Below are 16049 nucleotides of genomic sequence, written 5' to 3'. Positions count from 1 at the left end.
AAGACCCCTATCCTTTGAAAAAATCTTTTAATACTTTTGCTTTTGAATTAGCTTGATTTGGTTTAAACTTACGAATTGTTTTCGCTTCAATTTGACGAATTCGTTCGCGGGTAACTTTAAATTCTTTCCCCACTTCTTCTAACGTCTTTGGTGAATCATATTTCGATAAATGTTTATCAATTAAATCATTCTTTTGACTCTGAACTTTTTCAATTGGTGTGTCATAGTGAATATCAAGGGCTTTAACTGTTTGTACTAACTCCGGAAAGGTTTCATCTTCACATTCCTTTGCTAATCGTAAAACTGTTCGTAATTTTGTTGGTAACAATCCAAAACGCATTCTAATTACTTTTTCTTCGCGTGCTGATAAAATTTCATGAAAAACTTCATCAATTACTTCCCGTAATGATTCTTTTTCGGCGTATTCATCGGGGGTAAAAACATCTTTATCATCGACAAAATCACCAAAATGAGTGTCATCTTCATCACCAATTGGTTTCTCTAATGACACTGGTTCAATTGATAATCTTTTAATTTCACGAACTTTTTCACCAACCATTCCTTGCCCCATTTTTTCGGCAATTTCATTGTAACTTGGTTCACGCCCTAATTCTTGCGTTAATTGTCGTTCAATTCTTGTTAATTTATTAATTGTTTCAACCATATGAACAGGAATTCGAATTGTTCGCGCTTGATCAGCAATTGCTCGCGTTGTAGCTTGGCGAATTCATCAAGTTGCATAAGTCGAAAATTTAAAACCACGCTTATAATCAAACTTATCAACGGCTTTCATTAACCCAATGTTCCCTTCTTCAATTAAATCAGAAAAATCTAATCCCCGGTTTAAATGTTTTCGGGCAACAGAAACAACTAACTTTAAGTTAGAAGTAATTAATTTATCCCGACCAAAGTGTCTTTCCTCCGGATCAGTTGATTCTAACATTTTGGCATATTTAATTTCTTCTTCTCGCGTTAAAATCTTACTTGTTCCTAGAATATTAAAGTATGCTTTAATAATATCTTGAATTTTTGTTTCATTCGAAATTCCACCAACTTTATAACGCAATTTCTCATTGACTTCTTTTTTGACTACTTTATCTAACTCAACAGTTTCTGCTTCTTCAATTTCCTTTAAATTAACATCAATAAATTCCACCCCATTGATGATTAATTCATCAAAGTATTCTTCAACATCATTATCATCCAATTCAAAATGATCGTTAATTAAAGTTATTAACTTTTCTTGTTCAATTTCATTGTTATTTTCTTCTAAATATTTACCAATATATTCTTTAAATTCATCAAAAGATTTCATATCTCTGACTTCTTTTTTTGATAATCTCATTCTCTCTACCCCTTTTTAAATTTTAATCGTTGATTCATATTATCAATTTCCATTGAAATTGCTTGTTGTTCAATCAGATTATTTGCTTTTTCTAATTTATTTCATAACATTGCAATCTCTTTTTCATTAGCAAAATCATCAATTAAAAGCGCATAGTCTTCTAATTCTTTCTTATTATATTTAATTTTAATCGTTGATTTATTAATAATATCCAGTAACATTTTTTTTAAAGTAGGATCATTTATTTCTTCACACAGCATATTAATTTTAACATTTTCTACCCCTAAATGTCCATTATAATAAGTAATTATATCGTTTGCTAGCAAACGATAACCATCAAAATTTAAATTTCCAATTTTTCTTTGATAAAAATCTGCTGCTTTTCGCGAAGCAAGTAATTGTAATAACATTTTTTCTTCAGCTAAAATATATCGTTTTAAATTTTTAATTTTATATTTGGTATTTTGAATAATAATGGTATTGAGCGGCGCTGAATTTACCTTTGCTGGTGAGCGCAGCGGCTGGTTATTATCTTCCCTTGTTGGTGGTCGTATTGGCGAATTTAAAGGTCCTTTTTGATATTTTTTAATTTGTTCAATTTTTGTTGTAATTGTTGCTTTTGAAATTCCGGTTATTGTAACTAAATTATTAATCGCTAATTCTTGTTCAAGCGGGTCAGGACTCGCTTTAATTAAGGGGACAACAATATTAATAAATTTCTCTAATTCATTGGCAACTTGTAAATTAAATTTATTTTGAAAATAATCCAGCGCAAAATTAATTGGATGTTCCGCCCAGCGGAACATTGTCCGAATTAATTCACCCTGCCCACTATTAACTAATTCATCAGGATCTTGCTGAGTTTCATTTAAGACAATCTTAACTTTGACCTTATTACTTAATAATTTCGCCGCGGCTTTTAAGCTGGCATTAATCCCGGCTTTATCTCCATCTAAAAAAACTAAACACTCCGGCGTTATTTTTTTAATTTCCTTTAAGTGGTACTCACTTAAATTAATACCCATTAAAGCAACCGTATTTTTAATATTTAACTTTTCTAAGCTAATAACATCCATATATCCTTCTAATAAAATTAGATTATTATGTTGGCGAATAAAAGGTTTTGCCCGATGGATATTATACATTAGTTGTTCTTTTTTAAATACTTTCGTTTCGGGCGTATTAAGATATTTTGCAACCTGGCTGGTGCTACCAATTATTCGTCCAGAAAACCCAATAATATGATTATCTTCATTCTTAATTGGAAACATTATTCGCTCATTAAAATAATCATATACTTTATCATTCCTAATTGCAATTAATCCTGTTTGCTGAATATCATTAATTGTGTATCCTTTTTTAATTAAAAAAGGATACAAATGATCAAACCTGCTTTCCGCATACCCAATTTGAAATAATTCAATTTCATTATTATTAATATTCCGCTGGGTTAAATATTCTTTTGCCGCATGGGCTTTTTTTGTTGCTAAATTATTACTAAAGTAAGATCTTGCTAGGGCATTAATTTCAAAAATTAACTGATCTGTTGCATCGTATTTTGGTTTTTCTTGATAAACAATTAATTCATCTAACGAAATATTTGCCATCACCGCAATCTTTTTTAAAGCTTCAATAAAACTAATATTTTCATATTCTTGTAAAAAAGTAAAAACATTCCCCCCCGCCGAACAAGCAAAACAACGATAAATTTGTTTTTCTGGTGAAATACTCATTGAAGGGTGGGAATCTTGATGAAAAGGACAAACCGCTCAATAATTGCGGCCCCGTTTTTCAAGCGATAAATACTCGGACGTTACTGTAACAATATTTACTTTTGATCTAATTAAATTAATTTTCTCATTACTAATTAATGCCATACCTTTCACTCCTTTTAATTATTTTAATACTGCTGTGAAATAATTCTCTAAATTAACAATTGCAACACGTTCTTGTTGCATTGTATCTCGATTTCGGACGGTAACTTTCTGGTCTGTCGCTGATTCAAAATCAAACGTTACACAAAATGGTGTCCCAATAGCATCTTGGCGACGATAACGTTTACCAATATTTCCCGTTTTATCATAGGTACATTGAAAACACATTAATAATTCTTCATACAACTGATATGCCGTTTTGTTTAATTGTTTGCTTAATGGAATAACCGCAATCTGATATGGTGCTAATAAGGGACTTAATTTTAACACAACTCTTGTCTCATTATCACTAACTTTTTCAACATGATAAGCATCATATAAAACTGCTAACATCAAGCGGCCAACACCAACTGATGGTTCAATAACATGCGGTAAAATTTTTTCATTTGTTTCTTGATTTAAATATGTTAAATCCTGTTTACTCATTTCACTATGACGACGTAAATCATAATCGCCACGATCGGCAATCCCCCATAGTTCACCCGTTCCAAATGGAAATTTATATTCAACATCAATTGTGCGTTTAGCATAATGAGCTAATTCACTAGCATCATGCTCGCGGAAAAGGTAGTTTTCAGCCTTTAAATTAATTAATGTTAAAAATTTCGTTACTTCTTGAACTCAGTATTCAAATCAATCAATCTTTTCCTTACTATCATAAAAAAACTCTAATTCCATTTGTTCAAATTCACGTGTTCGAAAAATAAAATTTCCTGGAGTAATTTCATTTCGGAATGACTTACCAATTTGGCCAATTCCAAAAGGCAATTTTTTTCGTAATGAACGTTGAACATTTTTAAAATTAACAAAAATTCCTTGGGCTGTTTCTGGTCGTAAATAAACAACTGATTTTTCATCTTTAATCACACCCTGGTTTGTTTTAAACATTAATTCAAATTGACGAATATCCGTAAAATCATGCACTCCACAATTTGGACAAGAAATCTTTTTTTCAGCAATAAAAGCTGATAATTGTTCATTGTTTCAACCCCCACAATTAAGTTTCGGATAATTATCTTCAATTAGTTTATCAGCTCGCATTCGCGTTTTACATTTTTTACAATCTAATAATGGATCAGCAAAATTACCCAGATGACCAGAAGCTTTTCACACACTATTGTTCATTAAAATCGAACTATCAAGACCAACATTATATTTTGACTTAGTAATAAAATGTTGTCATCACAATTTTTTTAAATTTCGTTCTAATTCAATTCCCAATGGTCCAAAATCTCAACTATTTGCTAAACCACCATAAATTTCACTGCCTTGGAAAACAAAACCTTGTGTTTTTAAATGATTAACAACTTCCTCTAGTGTATATTGCATTAATTGTAACTCCTTCTTATTTCTCTAACCTCAATTATACTATGTTATTCTTTAAAATAAATCTTTAATTTTGTAGAAGATTGCGTTGCCAAAGTTGGGGAAAATAAAAAAGAAAGTTTTCAGTATAATTAAGTTTGAAAAAAATTAGAAAGAAAACTATCCTATGAATATTATAACTAGAATCCAAGAGTTTTTAAACGAAAATAATAACTCTTTTATTGATTTAATTAATGAAATTAGCCCCAATATCCCTATTACAGCACTATTATCCTATTTAAACAATGAAATTAGTTCTGAAGCTTGAATACTATTTAAAAATATTTTTGAATATATTGATAACTATATTTTTAATAAGGACTGACGAAAAGCACGTTATATTCCAAAAGGATTTTATCAACGAACTTTGGTTTTTCGTAATGGTGAAGTTACTTTTAAACGACGAAAATATATCTTAAAACCAGAATTTCAAGTGGCAAAAAAACCAAAAACGGTCTTTTTACTTGATATTCAATTAGGGATTGAAAGTTATCAGCGACTTGATTATGATTTTTCGTTAGAAATAATCAGCAAATTAGGCATAAATTTTAGTTATCAAGATATTTGTAATATGTATCGGAATGCTAACATAACAAAAAAAACAATTTTTAACCTTATTAAACGGTTTGATATTAAACATTTGTTAGAACTAATGCTAGATGAACCAGATACAAAACTAAAACATGATGGGGTTATTTATATTGAAACCGATGAAGCATATCGCAATGCCATTAGTTATCAAATCAAAAAACGATTAAAAATTAAGAAAAGAATCCGTTTAACCGTCTTTCATACTGGTTATAAAGATCCTAAAACAATACGAAAAACAATGCATAATGTCAAATTTCTAGTAACAATGACTAATGAAGTTAAAAAAATTAACTCTAAAAAATACTGACAAGGAATTAAAGAATTTATTAACTTAAATTATGAATCACCCGAGACAACTAAAATTATTGTGCTTGGTGATGGTGCACAATATATTTCAACGGTTGAAAAACACATCAATGTTGAATTTATTTCCATGTTATTAAAAAAATTAAAGATTGTCTCCGTGGTCCACGATATTATAAACGTTATTTATTTAATAAAATTAGAAAAGCAATTCTAAAATTAAACTGAAACAAGGTTACAAAATACCTTGAATGAGCTTATCAGCTTGTTAAAACCGAAGAAGCGAAAGGAAAGTTACAAGAAATATCTAATTATTTAAGAACATACTATGGAGCAATTCAAAAATGAGAATATCAATAAAATATTGGTTGTCGCATTGAAAGTTATATTGCTCGAATTATTAAAGTAATGTTTCGTTCAAAACCAAAAATATTTAATGAAAAAACGATTTACAAAGTAATGTTATTAAAACAATTGACAGCTAATGGGATTAATCCCTTTCAAGAACTAACATAAATTAAAAATCTTCAAGTAAAAAATGAACAAATTAGACTGCACCCCGTTTAGTAAGTATTAATAAAAAGGTTTACAAACTTTCATTTATTATATCTTTTTCTTTTTGGTTTGAATATCATTTATTTCATTTTTTAACATCATTAATATATTCATTATGAGATTTATAATTTTTATTATGGATTGTTCCTTTTTTAAGTAATGAATGAAAACTTTCAATAATAATGTTGTCTGCACAATGATAATTTTTACCCATTGAAATTATAATTTTGTTATCTAAACATTTACTATTATAATCTTTAGATGTATATTGATATCCGTGATCTGAATGAATTATTGTTTTATTTAGATCTTTTTTTATTTTTTTAATTGCTGAATTATACTTGTAAGTGCAAGTATAATTCAGCATTTGTAATTTTTTTTATTTTTGTTAGTATCGCAAGAAGTCTATTCTAATCCATATCATTTTAAAACTCGAAACATAAAAGCAATCACAATACTTAAATTATCTTCTCACGCAACTAAATTATCTAAAGATCCCTTAAACCATTCATATAATTCTTCATCTGGTTCCCGGTCGGCAACTGCTTGTTCGGTAATTTCACAAAGTAACGTTACTAATAAATAATCATCATAATTTTGTGATAATTTAATTCTTGTTGTTAATAAATTACCGATCTTTAATTTACTTAATTTGTTATGCTTATATTCTAAAAATATTTCAAATTCACTAGTTGCTAAAAACTGGACTGCATACTTATTTTTTGATGTACTTTTTCGCACTCCTGGTGCGAAAAAAACTAACTTGCCGAGCAAAATAGTAACAATCTCACTATCATTGCCATAAGGTTGCTTATTGAGCACCATCGCAGTAAATTTTTGCCATTATCTTTTAATAACTTTCTTTGTTATAACCTAAGCGAGCAATCATTGATGGTTTATCGCGTCATTTATCAACAACTTTCACAAATAATTCTAGAAATATTTTATTTCCTAAAATTTGCTCTAATTCTAAGCGCACTTGTATGCCAATTTGTTTAATTAATCGTCCTTGTTTCCCAATTATAATTCCTTTTTGCGAATCACGTTCCACACAAATTGAAGCCATAATTTTTAACAACTGTGGTTTGTCTTCCAACTTATCAATTAAAATTGCCACACTATGTGGAATTTCCTCTTCTGTTAATAACAAAATTTTTTCACGAATAATTTCACGAATTAAAAACTGCTCTGGTTGATCAGTTAACATATCATCTGGATAATATTGTGGTCCTTTTGTTAAATGTCCTTTTAATAAAGTTAATAACTCGCCCATATTTTGATGTTTTACCGATGAAATCGGAATAATTGCCGTAAACTGGTGAATCTTTTCTCATTCATCAATTTTTACCATCAAATCACCTTTTGAAACTAAATCAATTTTTGTGACAACTAAAATAATTGGAATTTCGCGTTCTTGTAACGCTTTAATAATATAACGATCATTATCGCCAATCCGTTCATTCACAGGAGCTAAAAATAAGATAACATCAGCTGCTTTCGTTGTTGATAAAGCAACTTTATTCATAAATTTCTCCATTTCATGATGGGCTTTATGAATCCCTGGTGTGTCCATAAAAACAATTTGGGATTCTTTATCATTATAAATACCTTGAATTCGATTACGGGTTGTTTGTACTTTAGCGGTTACAATAGCTACTTTATTATTTAAAATTGTATTTAATAATGTTGATTTCCCAACATTTGGTCGCCCCACAATTGCCACAAATCCTGATTTAATTGCCATTTTCTTCACCTCTTAATCATTCTAATTATAAAGGAAAATAACCAAAAAAATATCTTATTTAAAACTCAAATGCAATTTGGTCATCTAATGATAAACCATTTAAAATATCAAGTTCTTCAAATGATTCTAAATTCGCTTTAGTAATATTTGTTCGTTTTTGTAAGTCAGCAATTGATAAAAATGGTTTTTCATGACGGGCATTAATGATACTATCCCCAACAACCCCGCCTAAACCATCAATTGCCGAAAATGGGGGTAAAATAATTTTTTCATCATTTTCATTTGTGACAACAGTAAAGTTTTTATTGCGACTTGTTTTTAAATCAATATTACTCATTTTAATTCCCCGTGCATACATTTCCAAAGCAATTTCATAAACAGGAATTAAATCCTTTTCTTTTTGTGATGGCTTTGTTGGCGCATTAAAATCTTTACTATCCAAGCGCGTTTGAATATCACGTAAAACTTGCTTAATTATTTCGGCTCCTTTTAAAATGGTCTTAATATCAAAAACATCAGTACGAGTTGAAAAAAATGTTGCATAGTATTCAACCGGATAATTAATTTTATATCACGCTACGCGTCATGCCATTAAAACATAGGCTGTGGCATGGGCCTTTGGAAACATATATTTAATCTTGTTACATGAATCAATATATCATTGCTCAACATTATTTTCCCGCATTAATTGCTCTTGTTCCACTGTTAAACCTTTTCCTTTTCGGACATCTTCCATAATTTTAAAAGCACTTTGGGCTGGTAATCCTTTATAAATTAAATTAACCATAATATCATCGCGACACCCGATTACGTCAGAAATAGTAATATTTTGATTGCGAATTAAGTCTTGGGCATTACCAATTCAAACATCTGTCCCGTGGGATAACCCTGAAATTTGTACTAAATCAGCGAACGACGTTGGCTTCGTATCTAATAGCATTTTCCGCACGAAAAAAGTTCCAAATTCTGGAATTCCAATTGCGCCGGTTTTTTCACCATTAATATCTTCTGGTTTAATGTTTAAAACATCTAAACTACGGAACAAGCTTAAAACTTTTTCATCATTAGTCGGAATTGTTTTTGGGTCAACGCCCGTTAAATCTTGTAACATTCTTAACGCCGTTGGATCAACATGCCCTAAAATATCTAATTTCAAAACATTATCATGAATTGCGTGGAAATCAAAATGGGTTGTTAATCAATTTGATTTAATATCATCCGCTGGAAAATTAACTGGGGTAAAAGATTCCACTTCATATTCATTAGGAATAACAACAATCCCCCCTGGATGTTGACCGCTTGTTCTTTTAACCCCTTCACATCCTTTTGCAATCCGTTCCAATTCAACGTGCCGCTTTAAATGTAAAATATTTTTACTTTCAAAGTAACCTTTTACATAACCATATGCTGTTTTTTCAGCGACAGTCGAAATTGTTCCGGCACGATAAACATTTCGTTCACCAAACATTTCTTTCGTAAAATCATGGGCAATTGGTTGATATTCACCAGAAAAGTTTAAATCAATATCCGGCACTTTATCCGCTTCAAACCCCAAGAAGGTTTCAAACGGAATATCATGGCCTTCCCCTTTTAGTGGTTTTTGACACTTTGGACAAGTGCGATCAGGTAAATCATAACCACATTTAACTGACCCATCAACAATAAATTCACTATAACTACAATAAATACATAAATAATGGGGTTGCAAAGAGTTAACTTCAGTAATATTACTCATTGTTGCAACAAAACTACTTCCAACACTCCCTCGTGAACCAACTAAATAACCATCTTGTAACGATTTATCAACTAGTTTATGGGCAATTCAATAAATAACAGCAAATCCATGCCTGATAATAGCATTTAATTCTCGCTCTAAACGACTAGCAACAATTGCTGGTAAGGGATTACCATAAATTTTATAAGCATTTTGATAACATAACTCTTTTAATAACTGATCACTACCCTCAATTTTGGGCGTATATAACTTATCTTTAATAATTTCAACTTTTTCAATTTGATCAGCAATTCGGTTTGAATTGGTGACGACAATTTCATAAATTAATTCATCATCCCCTAAAAACTTAAATTCATTTATCATTTCAGTTGTTGTGCGTAAAAACTGCTCTGGGTTCTCATTTATCCGTTGCTTATAGTCATATAAGGGATGGGGTCTACCCCCAATTCCTTTTGCATTAATATAAACTTCACGAAAAATTTTATCTTCAGGATTAAGATAATGCACGTCACCACTAGCAACAACTAATTTATTTAATTCTTTCGCTGTTAAAATAATGTCTTTAATAACCGTTAATAATCTTGTTTCGGAAAGATCACCCATTTGAACTAAATGTTTATAAACACTTGGTGGTTGAATTTCAATATAATCATAAAAACTAATTACTTCTCGTAATTCTGTTAAATCTTTATTCCGTGCTGTTTCAAAAACATCACCATTAACACATGATGAACCAATTAATAAATTACTCCGATGTTCAGCAATAACACTTCGTAATAATTTGGGAGTCAAATAAAAGTATTTGGTATGGGCTGCAGTAATTAATTGAAATAATTCTAGGAGACCACTTTGATTTTTTGCTAAAACAGTCATATGTTTTGCCCGTAGTTTTTTATAAACTGCCGAATCATGAATTTGGTCAATTTGATCATCAAACTCAATCTCATAAGTGTTAATTAATTTCCGCAATTGTTGTTCATAAATATCAGTTAATACAATCGCGTCATAATCCCCCCGATGGGCCACTTCTTCGTTATAAATAACACTATAACAACGGGCAATTGTTCCCAAACGATAATTTTTTAAATGTGGTTCTAAAATCCGCGATAATTGTAAAGTATCAATTACCGTATTATTAATTTTTGGCCGTCCCGCTTTTTCTAGTCATGATTGAATAAACCCCATATCAAATTCCGCATTATGAGCAATTAAAATGGCGTCTTCAAAATATGTTAAAATCTGGTCAATTGATTCAATAAAGGTTGGCTTATCGGCTAATAATTCATCCGTAATTCCCGTTAATTCCGTCGTAAATGATGATAACTTGACTGATGGTTTAAACAAATGATTAATACTTTGGCGTTCGCCACTAATTCCATCCATAATAACGGCTCCAAATTCAATAATTTTATCATAACTACTACTTAACCCCGTTGTTTCTAAGTCAAAAATAACATACTTAGCAGTTCTTAAATTATGATGGTGGGGATTTTTAACATATCATACCTTATCATCTAAGACATCCGCTTCGACCCCATAAATAATTTTAATATCCGGATATTTCTTATTAAGATTATAAATTTCCGGATAAATTTGCACATTCAAATGGTCTGTAAAAGCAATTGCCTTATGATTTCAATGTTGTAACGTTTTAAAAAGTGTATCAATATCAGTTACACCATCCATCACACTCATTTTAGTATGTAAATGTAACTCCACCCGTTTCTCTGGTGCATTATCCTCGCGATATAAATCTTCACGTTCTAATTGTGAAATTTTTTTAATAAAAAAAATTTGTTCATTGGCATAAGTATCATAACGAATGTTACCAAAAAGACTAACTCATTGATTTATTTTTAATGCTTCAATAAAATCATCTGGTTGTTCTGTTCGGGAAAAAAATTTTGCCCCAATCGTATCGCTATAATCGGTAATTGTAATTGTATAAATAAATTTTTTCGTTGAAATTAATTGGCGTTCTTTATTCAAGATTTTCCCATAAATGGTAACATTTGGAGCATCTTTATCAATATCAATTAACCGTTCATAACTTGCTTCCCCAATTTTCCCTTTGCTATAGTTATTCGTTCCTTTTCGCATACCATTCGCCATCATTGGTGGTTTCGAAACTACCGAGATAGCAGTTTGCACTGCTGCTTGATATTTAATTAACTCTTGTTCATTAATTTCTAAAATATTATTTTCTCGAAAATCAATTACTAATGCTAATTGCAAGTCATTAAAACCATAACGACGAATCTTTTGCTGATAATAATTACAATGTTCGCCGACTAATTTATGTTCACTTTCAGAATGGACAGTAATTTTTAAAATGTTATCTGTTAAGGCAAATCGTTCTGGGGCTAGTTTACTAAAAAAACTATTTTTTAATTCAGATTTATTTAACCGAATATATTCTAAATAACGAAAAATAGTTTCTAAGTGATATTGTTTTTGGCGTACTCGCAATGAAATTTTGGTTGGTAAGGTCTCACTTTCTAATAAAGTTTTTTCTAATTTTAATAAAATTTCAGGAGGTAAAAAATCATTAATTTCAATTACAATCCGAAATAATCCTTCGCTAGTACTATATTCAGTTTTAATGATTTTAGCATCATCAAAATAATTTTCGGTGAATGCTAAATTATTTGTTGTAAATAGTTTTATCAATTGTTGGTCCATCATTTAATCCTCATCTATATTTTCCGCTTAAAAAAAGACATCTTTAATTGTTATTCCAATAAATAATAAGATAAATAAGACGGCTCCCGTCACATTAATAATAATTTTTGCTTTATGGGGTAGCTGTCAATTTTGATCTTTTCCTTCATATTCTGCTAATAATAATTTTTTCTCCACTGGATTATGGCGTTTTCTTCAAATTCGAATCCGTCCATGCAACCGTTTTGTGTCACCAACAATTCCTTCAATTCCCGTTTCAAAAAACTTATAACCATCCAAAGGCGGAATTGGAATTAAGTTTAAAACAAATAAGTTAGCTGACAACATTCCCACATATATGAAGAACTCAGCTGGCCCACTTGTTAAAATTGAAGAAACTGTTTTGGAAATTCCAACTGGCCCCGATAATTGTCCCCATTGTCCAATAAATAATAACCCAAATGATTTTAAAATGGTTACTGACTGAGTAAATGTTTCCCGTCATCCATACCCATATGCTTGAGCCGTTGAATTAAATAAACGGTCAGGAGCTCTAACACCAACAACATAGGTTTTTTCTTTTACGATTAATTCCACCGGTTTAGTTTGAAACAACGACTTAATTTTATCATCAATCGTAATTTCTTTCTTACTATTTACCCGAGCAAAAGCAAGAGTAATATAATTAACCTTATCTTTTGCATTACTTTTATTATATTGTTTTTCTAAATTACTAATAAAATTATTAACAATTTTTTCATAATTAGGAATATCCGCGACTGTTCCCAAGTGACTTGCTAAAATTTGATTTTGGTCATTATCATCTTTATCTTTGCCTTGTTTAAAATAATATTCTCGTGCCGTTGTAAGTTTCGCTTCATCTGATCCTAATCAATAATGTAAAATAACAATATCTTGACCAATATCATCTGTTACAGTAGCTAAGGCTTGATAAGCTGCACCATTAGTATCATACTTAGCGCCTCAATAATTTAAATCAGATGGTCTATAACTTAACGCCGCAAAAGTTGTTGTAAAAATAAAAACAGCAATAAAAAAATTCATTAAAGCGCCGGCCACAATAAAAATTAAACGTTTTCATTTGGCAATATTTTCCATTTTTCGTTCAGAAGGAACTTTTTCCTCCTCCTGTCCTTTGGGTGGATCCACTAGTTCACTAGCAATATAAACATAACCACCAAATGGAAAAATCCGAATTGAATAACGGGTTTCTTTTTTCCCTCACGAAAAAATTTTTGGGCCAAAACCAATTGCGAATTCATAGACATAGGCCCCAGCTAATTTTGCAATAACAAAATGTGCAAACTCATGAATTGTAACTAGTATTAGTAAAATTATAATCCCAATTACAAAACCTAAAACTATCATCCCTGCCGACATTTATTTATTAACTCCTTACTGTTTTAATCGGAATAATATTATTTTTTTGAAAAATAATTAATAATATCTCTTTTAATGATATCATTTAATTTTTTTATTTGCAGATAATTAACCAATTTTTGTAGTTTAATCTGATTCATAAAATATTCAATATAGTCCACAATTTGATAAAACTTAATTTTTCCAGCTAAAAAAAGGCCCCGTAATTCTTCATTTGCGGCATTAAAAGTAACTGCCAAGGAATTATTTTCGTTTAGACAACGATAAGCTAACTGTAGTGCTTTTCAACGAGATAAATCCGCCTTCTGAAAAGTTAAGGTCATTAGTTCACTAAATTCTAAAGGTGGCAAGAGCGCATTATATTTTCGAACTGGATAATATAAAAAATAATTTAAAACTTGTAACATTGATGGTTTTGATAATTGCGCTAAAATTGAATAATCTTCATATTGAACCGCCGAATGTAACACCGACTGAGGATGTAAGACTACCGTAATATTCGTTGTTTTAAACAAATGGTAAGCTTCAATAATTTCTAATCCTTTGTTAACCATTGTTGAAGAATCAATCGTAATATTTTGTCCCATCGTTCAAGTTGGATGTTGTAAAACTTGATGCTCATCAATTGTCTTTAACTCCGCTAATGTCTTATCGGCAAACATTCCCCCCGAGGCCGTTAAAATAAGTTCTTGGCAACGATTATTTTGTTCTAAACATTGAAAAATAGCACAATGCTCCGAATCAATTGGATATAACTGATTATTGTTTTTTGTTAATAAACTATTAATTAAGCCCCCAGCAACCACCAATGATTCTTTATTTGCTAATAATAAGGTCCTGTTTTTACCCGCTAAAGTTTGCAAAGTTGGATATAACCCTGCAAAACCACCAATTGCATTAAGAACCATCGCTGTAGGATCAACCGCTAACATCGCATCAATCCCCGCTTCACCCGTCACAAATGTTATATTTGGATATTGGGTTGCTAATGCTGCTTGGTGGGTTTCATCGCCAAGATGGATAATTGTAATTGTTTGATGTTTTTGTAAAATTTTATGTAACACTGCAACATTATGATAAATACTAACCGCTGTTAACTGAAAATCATTTGGATTTGATTCAATAATTTGTAAAGCTTGTTGACCAATATTGCCAGAAGCACCAAAAATAATAATATTTCGCATCATTAATTATTGTTTTAAAACTACATTAGAAATAATAAACATTACAAAAAAGACTAATGAAAATGAATCCAAGCGATCTAAAACCCCACCATGGCCAGGCAATAAATTACTAAAATCTTTAATATCATAACGTCGTTTAACTCATGAAAATGATAAATCCCCTAATTGTGATAAAATACTCAATACAATTGCTAATAAAACATAGATTACATATCGCATAACATTTTTGTCATTATCATTTGAAAAAAAGTTAAAAACTAAATGTTGACTATTCGAATCAAAATGAAACATTAAGATAGCATAAGTAATTGCTACTCCGGCGGCGAAAACAGTTCCCGTCGCTGCCCCTTCTCACGTTTTATTTGGAGATATCGTTGGGGCTAATTTATGTTTTCCATAAGTAACTCCCCCCACAAAAGCAAAGATATCAGTTAAAGTAATAATTAAGGCTAATCAAACAACACTACTTCAACCATAAGCCGGATTTAACATAAATTTATTCATTGCTTTGAAGGCGAAAGTTAAATACAAGGTAAAAATTAAAACTAAAGTCATTTTATCAAAGGTAATATCTTTTGAACTAAATACTAAACAGTAATACAATAAAATGGTACATAAATAAATGAAAAAAATAATTCATGGTTTTAATCAAGTGAAGTTCAGGAAGGTATAAAACGGATAATTAATTGCCCCAATGGCCCCATATTCATCCGCCACTGCCTCAGCTGGAAATAAAAATAAAAAAATCATTAATAAGTAAGTAATAACTTGGGTATAAATTGGTCACTTTGTCCCACCAACTAACCGTAGAATTTCATAGTTAACTAACCCTAAAATAACAACATTAATAATAATAAAAACATAATTAGCAATTTCAATATGCGATGTTTTTGCTCAACCATGTCATTCTGTCGTAATTACGCCAGTAAATAAATATAATGTTAAAAAAACTAATAAGGCATAAAAGGTAATATGACGAGCAACATATTTTTTTTGAAACATGCCTTTATGATCTTTTGGTTTGTCTGGCTTATTTAATCCATTATTAGTTCCTGCTGACATTTCTTTTTCATCAACAAACACATTATTATCCTGATTTTTTATCACTTTCAATTCCTCCAAATCTTCTATTTCTATTATTATAATCCAATATTGCCGCAGTGAAAGCATTTTCATCCTTTAATTTTGTAAAAACTCTTGATAAAGGCAAAAACCCTTATAAAATATAGAG

At 30.4% G+C, this 16049-nt stretch carries 11 protein-coding genes; 1 reads left to right on the top strand and 10 read right to left on the bottom strand.

The features are described 5' to 3' along the window. Positions 1–7: 7 nt before the first annotated feature. Genes ACQH23_RS04695 through ACQH23_RS04685 form a run of 3 tightly spaced genes read right to left on the bottom strand, consistent with a single transcriptional unit; the run spans position 8 to position 4608 of the window. On the bottom strand, positions 8–1345 hold the full coding sequence (locus ACQH23_RS04695) for a sigma-70 family RNA polymerase sigma factor (RefSeq protein ID WP_425379109.1): 1338 nt from the start codon (positions 1343–1345) through the stop codon (positions 8–10). A gap of 5 nt (positions 1346–1350) precedes the next feature. Continuing rightward, on the bottom strand, positions 1351–3222 hold the full coding sequence (gene dnaG, locus ACQH23_RS04690) for a DNA primase (protein ID WP_425379108.1): 1872 nt from the start codon (positions 3220–3222) through the stop codon (positions 1351–1353). An 18-nt stretch (positions 3223–3240) separates the two neighbouring features. Next, the gene (locus ACQH23_RS04685; protein WP_425379107.1) at positions 3241–4608 is read right to left on the bottom strand and encodes a glycine--tRNA ligase; all 1368 of its coding nucleotides are present in this window, start codon (positions 4606–4608) and stop codon (positions 3241–3243) included. 163 nt (positions 4609–4771) lie between these two features. On the opposite strand from ACQH23_RS04685, the gene ACQH23_RS04680 reads away from it, so the two are divergent. Continuing rightward, positions 4772–5755, top strand: a complete 984-nt coding sequence (locus ACQH23_RS04680; protein ID WP_425379106.1) for a UPF0236 family transposase-like protein — start codon at positions 4772–4774, stop codon at positions 5753–5755. Between the two features lie 369 nt (positions 5756–6124). Here ACQH23_RS04680 and ACQH23_RS04675 read toward each other — a convergent pair whose 3' ends face one another. Genes ACQH23_RS04675 through ACQH23_RS04645 form a run of 7 tightly spaced genes read right to left on the bottom strand, consistent with a single transcriptional unit; the run spans position 6125 to position 15925 of the window. Then, the gene (locus tag ACQH23_RS04675; protein WP_425379105.1) at positions 6125–6460 is read right to left on the bottom strand and encodes a hypothetical protein; all 336 of its coding nucleotides are present in this window, start codon (positions 6458–6460) and stop codon (positions 6125–6127) included. 38 nt (positions 6461–6498) lie between these two features. Beyond that, positions 6499–6918 carry a DNA repair protein RecO gene (gene recO, locus ACQH23_RS04670; protein WP_425379104.1) on the bottom strand — a complete coding sequence of 140 codons (420 nt, stop codon included), beginning with the start codon at positions 6916–6918 and terminating at the stop codon, positions 6499–6501. 25 nt (positions 6919–6943) lie between these two features. Continuing rightward, positions 6944–7837, bottom strand: a complete 894-nt coding sequence (era, locus tag ACQH23_RS04665) for a GTPase Era (protein WP_425379103.1) — start codon at positions 7835–7837, stop codon at positions 6944–6946. Positions 7838–7895: 58 nt separating this feature from the next. Next, on the bottom strand, positions 7896–12257 hold the full coding sequence (locus ACQH23_RS04660) for a PolC-type DNA polymerase III (RefSeq protein WP_425379102.1): 4362 nt from the start codon (positions 12255–12257) through the stop codon (positions 7896–7898). 24 nt (positions 12258–12281) lie between these two features. Continuing rightward, on the bottom strand, positions 12282–13622 hold the full coding sequence (locus ACQH23_RS04655; RefSeq protein ID WP_425379101.1) for a site-2 protease family protein: 1341 nt from the start codon (positions 13620–13622) through the stop codon (positions 12282–12284). Between the two features lie 50 nt (positions 13623–13672). After that, positions 13673–14821 carry a 1-deoxy-D-xylulose-5-phosphate reductoisomerase gene (dxr, locus tag ACQH23_RS04650; protein WP_425379100.1) on the bottom strand — a complete coding sequence of 383 codons (1149 nt, stop codon included), beginning with the start codon at positions 14819–14821 and terminating at the stop codon, positions 13673–13675. Positions 14822–14824: 3 nt separating this feature from the next. Continuing rightward, positions 14825–15925 (bottom strand): phosphatidate cytidylyltransferase, encoded by a 1101-nt coding sequence (locus ACQH23_RS04645; RefSeq protein WP_425379311.1) that lies wholly within the window; start codon positions 15923–15925, stop codon positions 14825–14827. Between the last annotated feature and the right edge of the window lie 124 nt (positions 15926–16049).

Source organism: Spiroplasma endosymbiont of Polydrusus pterygomalis (genome assembly GCF_964030635.1).
GTDB lineage: Bacteria > Bacillota_I > Bacilli_A > Mycoplasmatales > Mycoplasmataceae > Spiroplasma.
The sequence above is the reverse complement of the archived record's forward strand: the minus strand, read 5'-3'. Positions and strand labels throughout refer to the sequence as shown.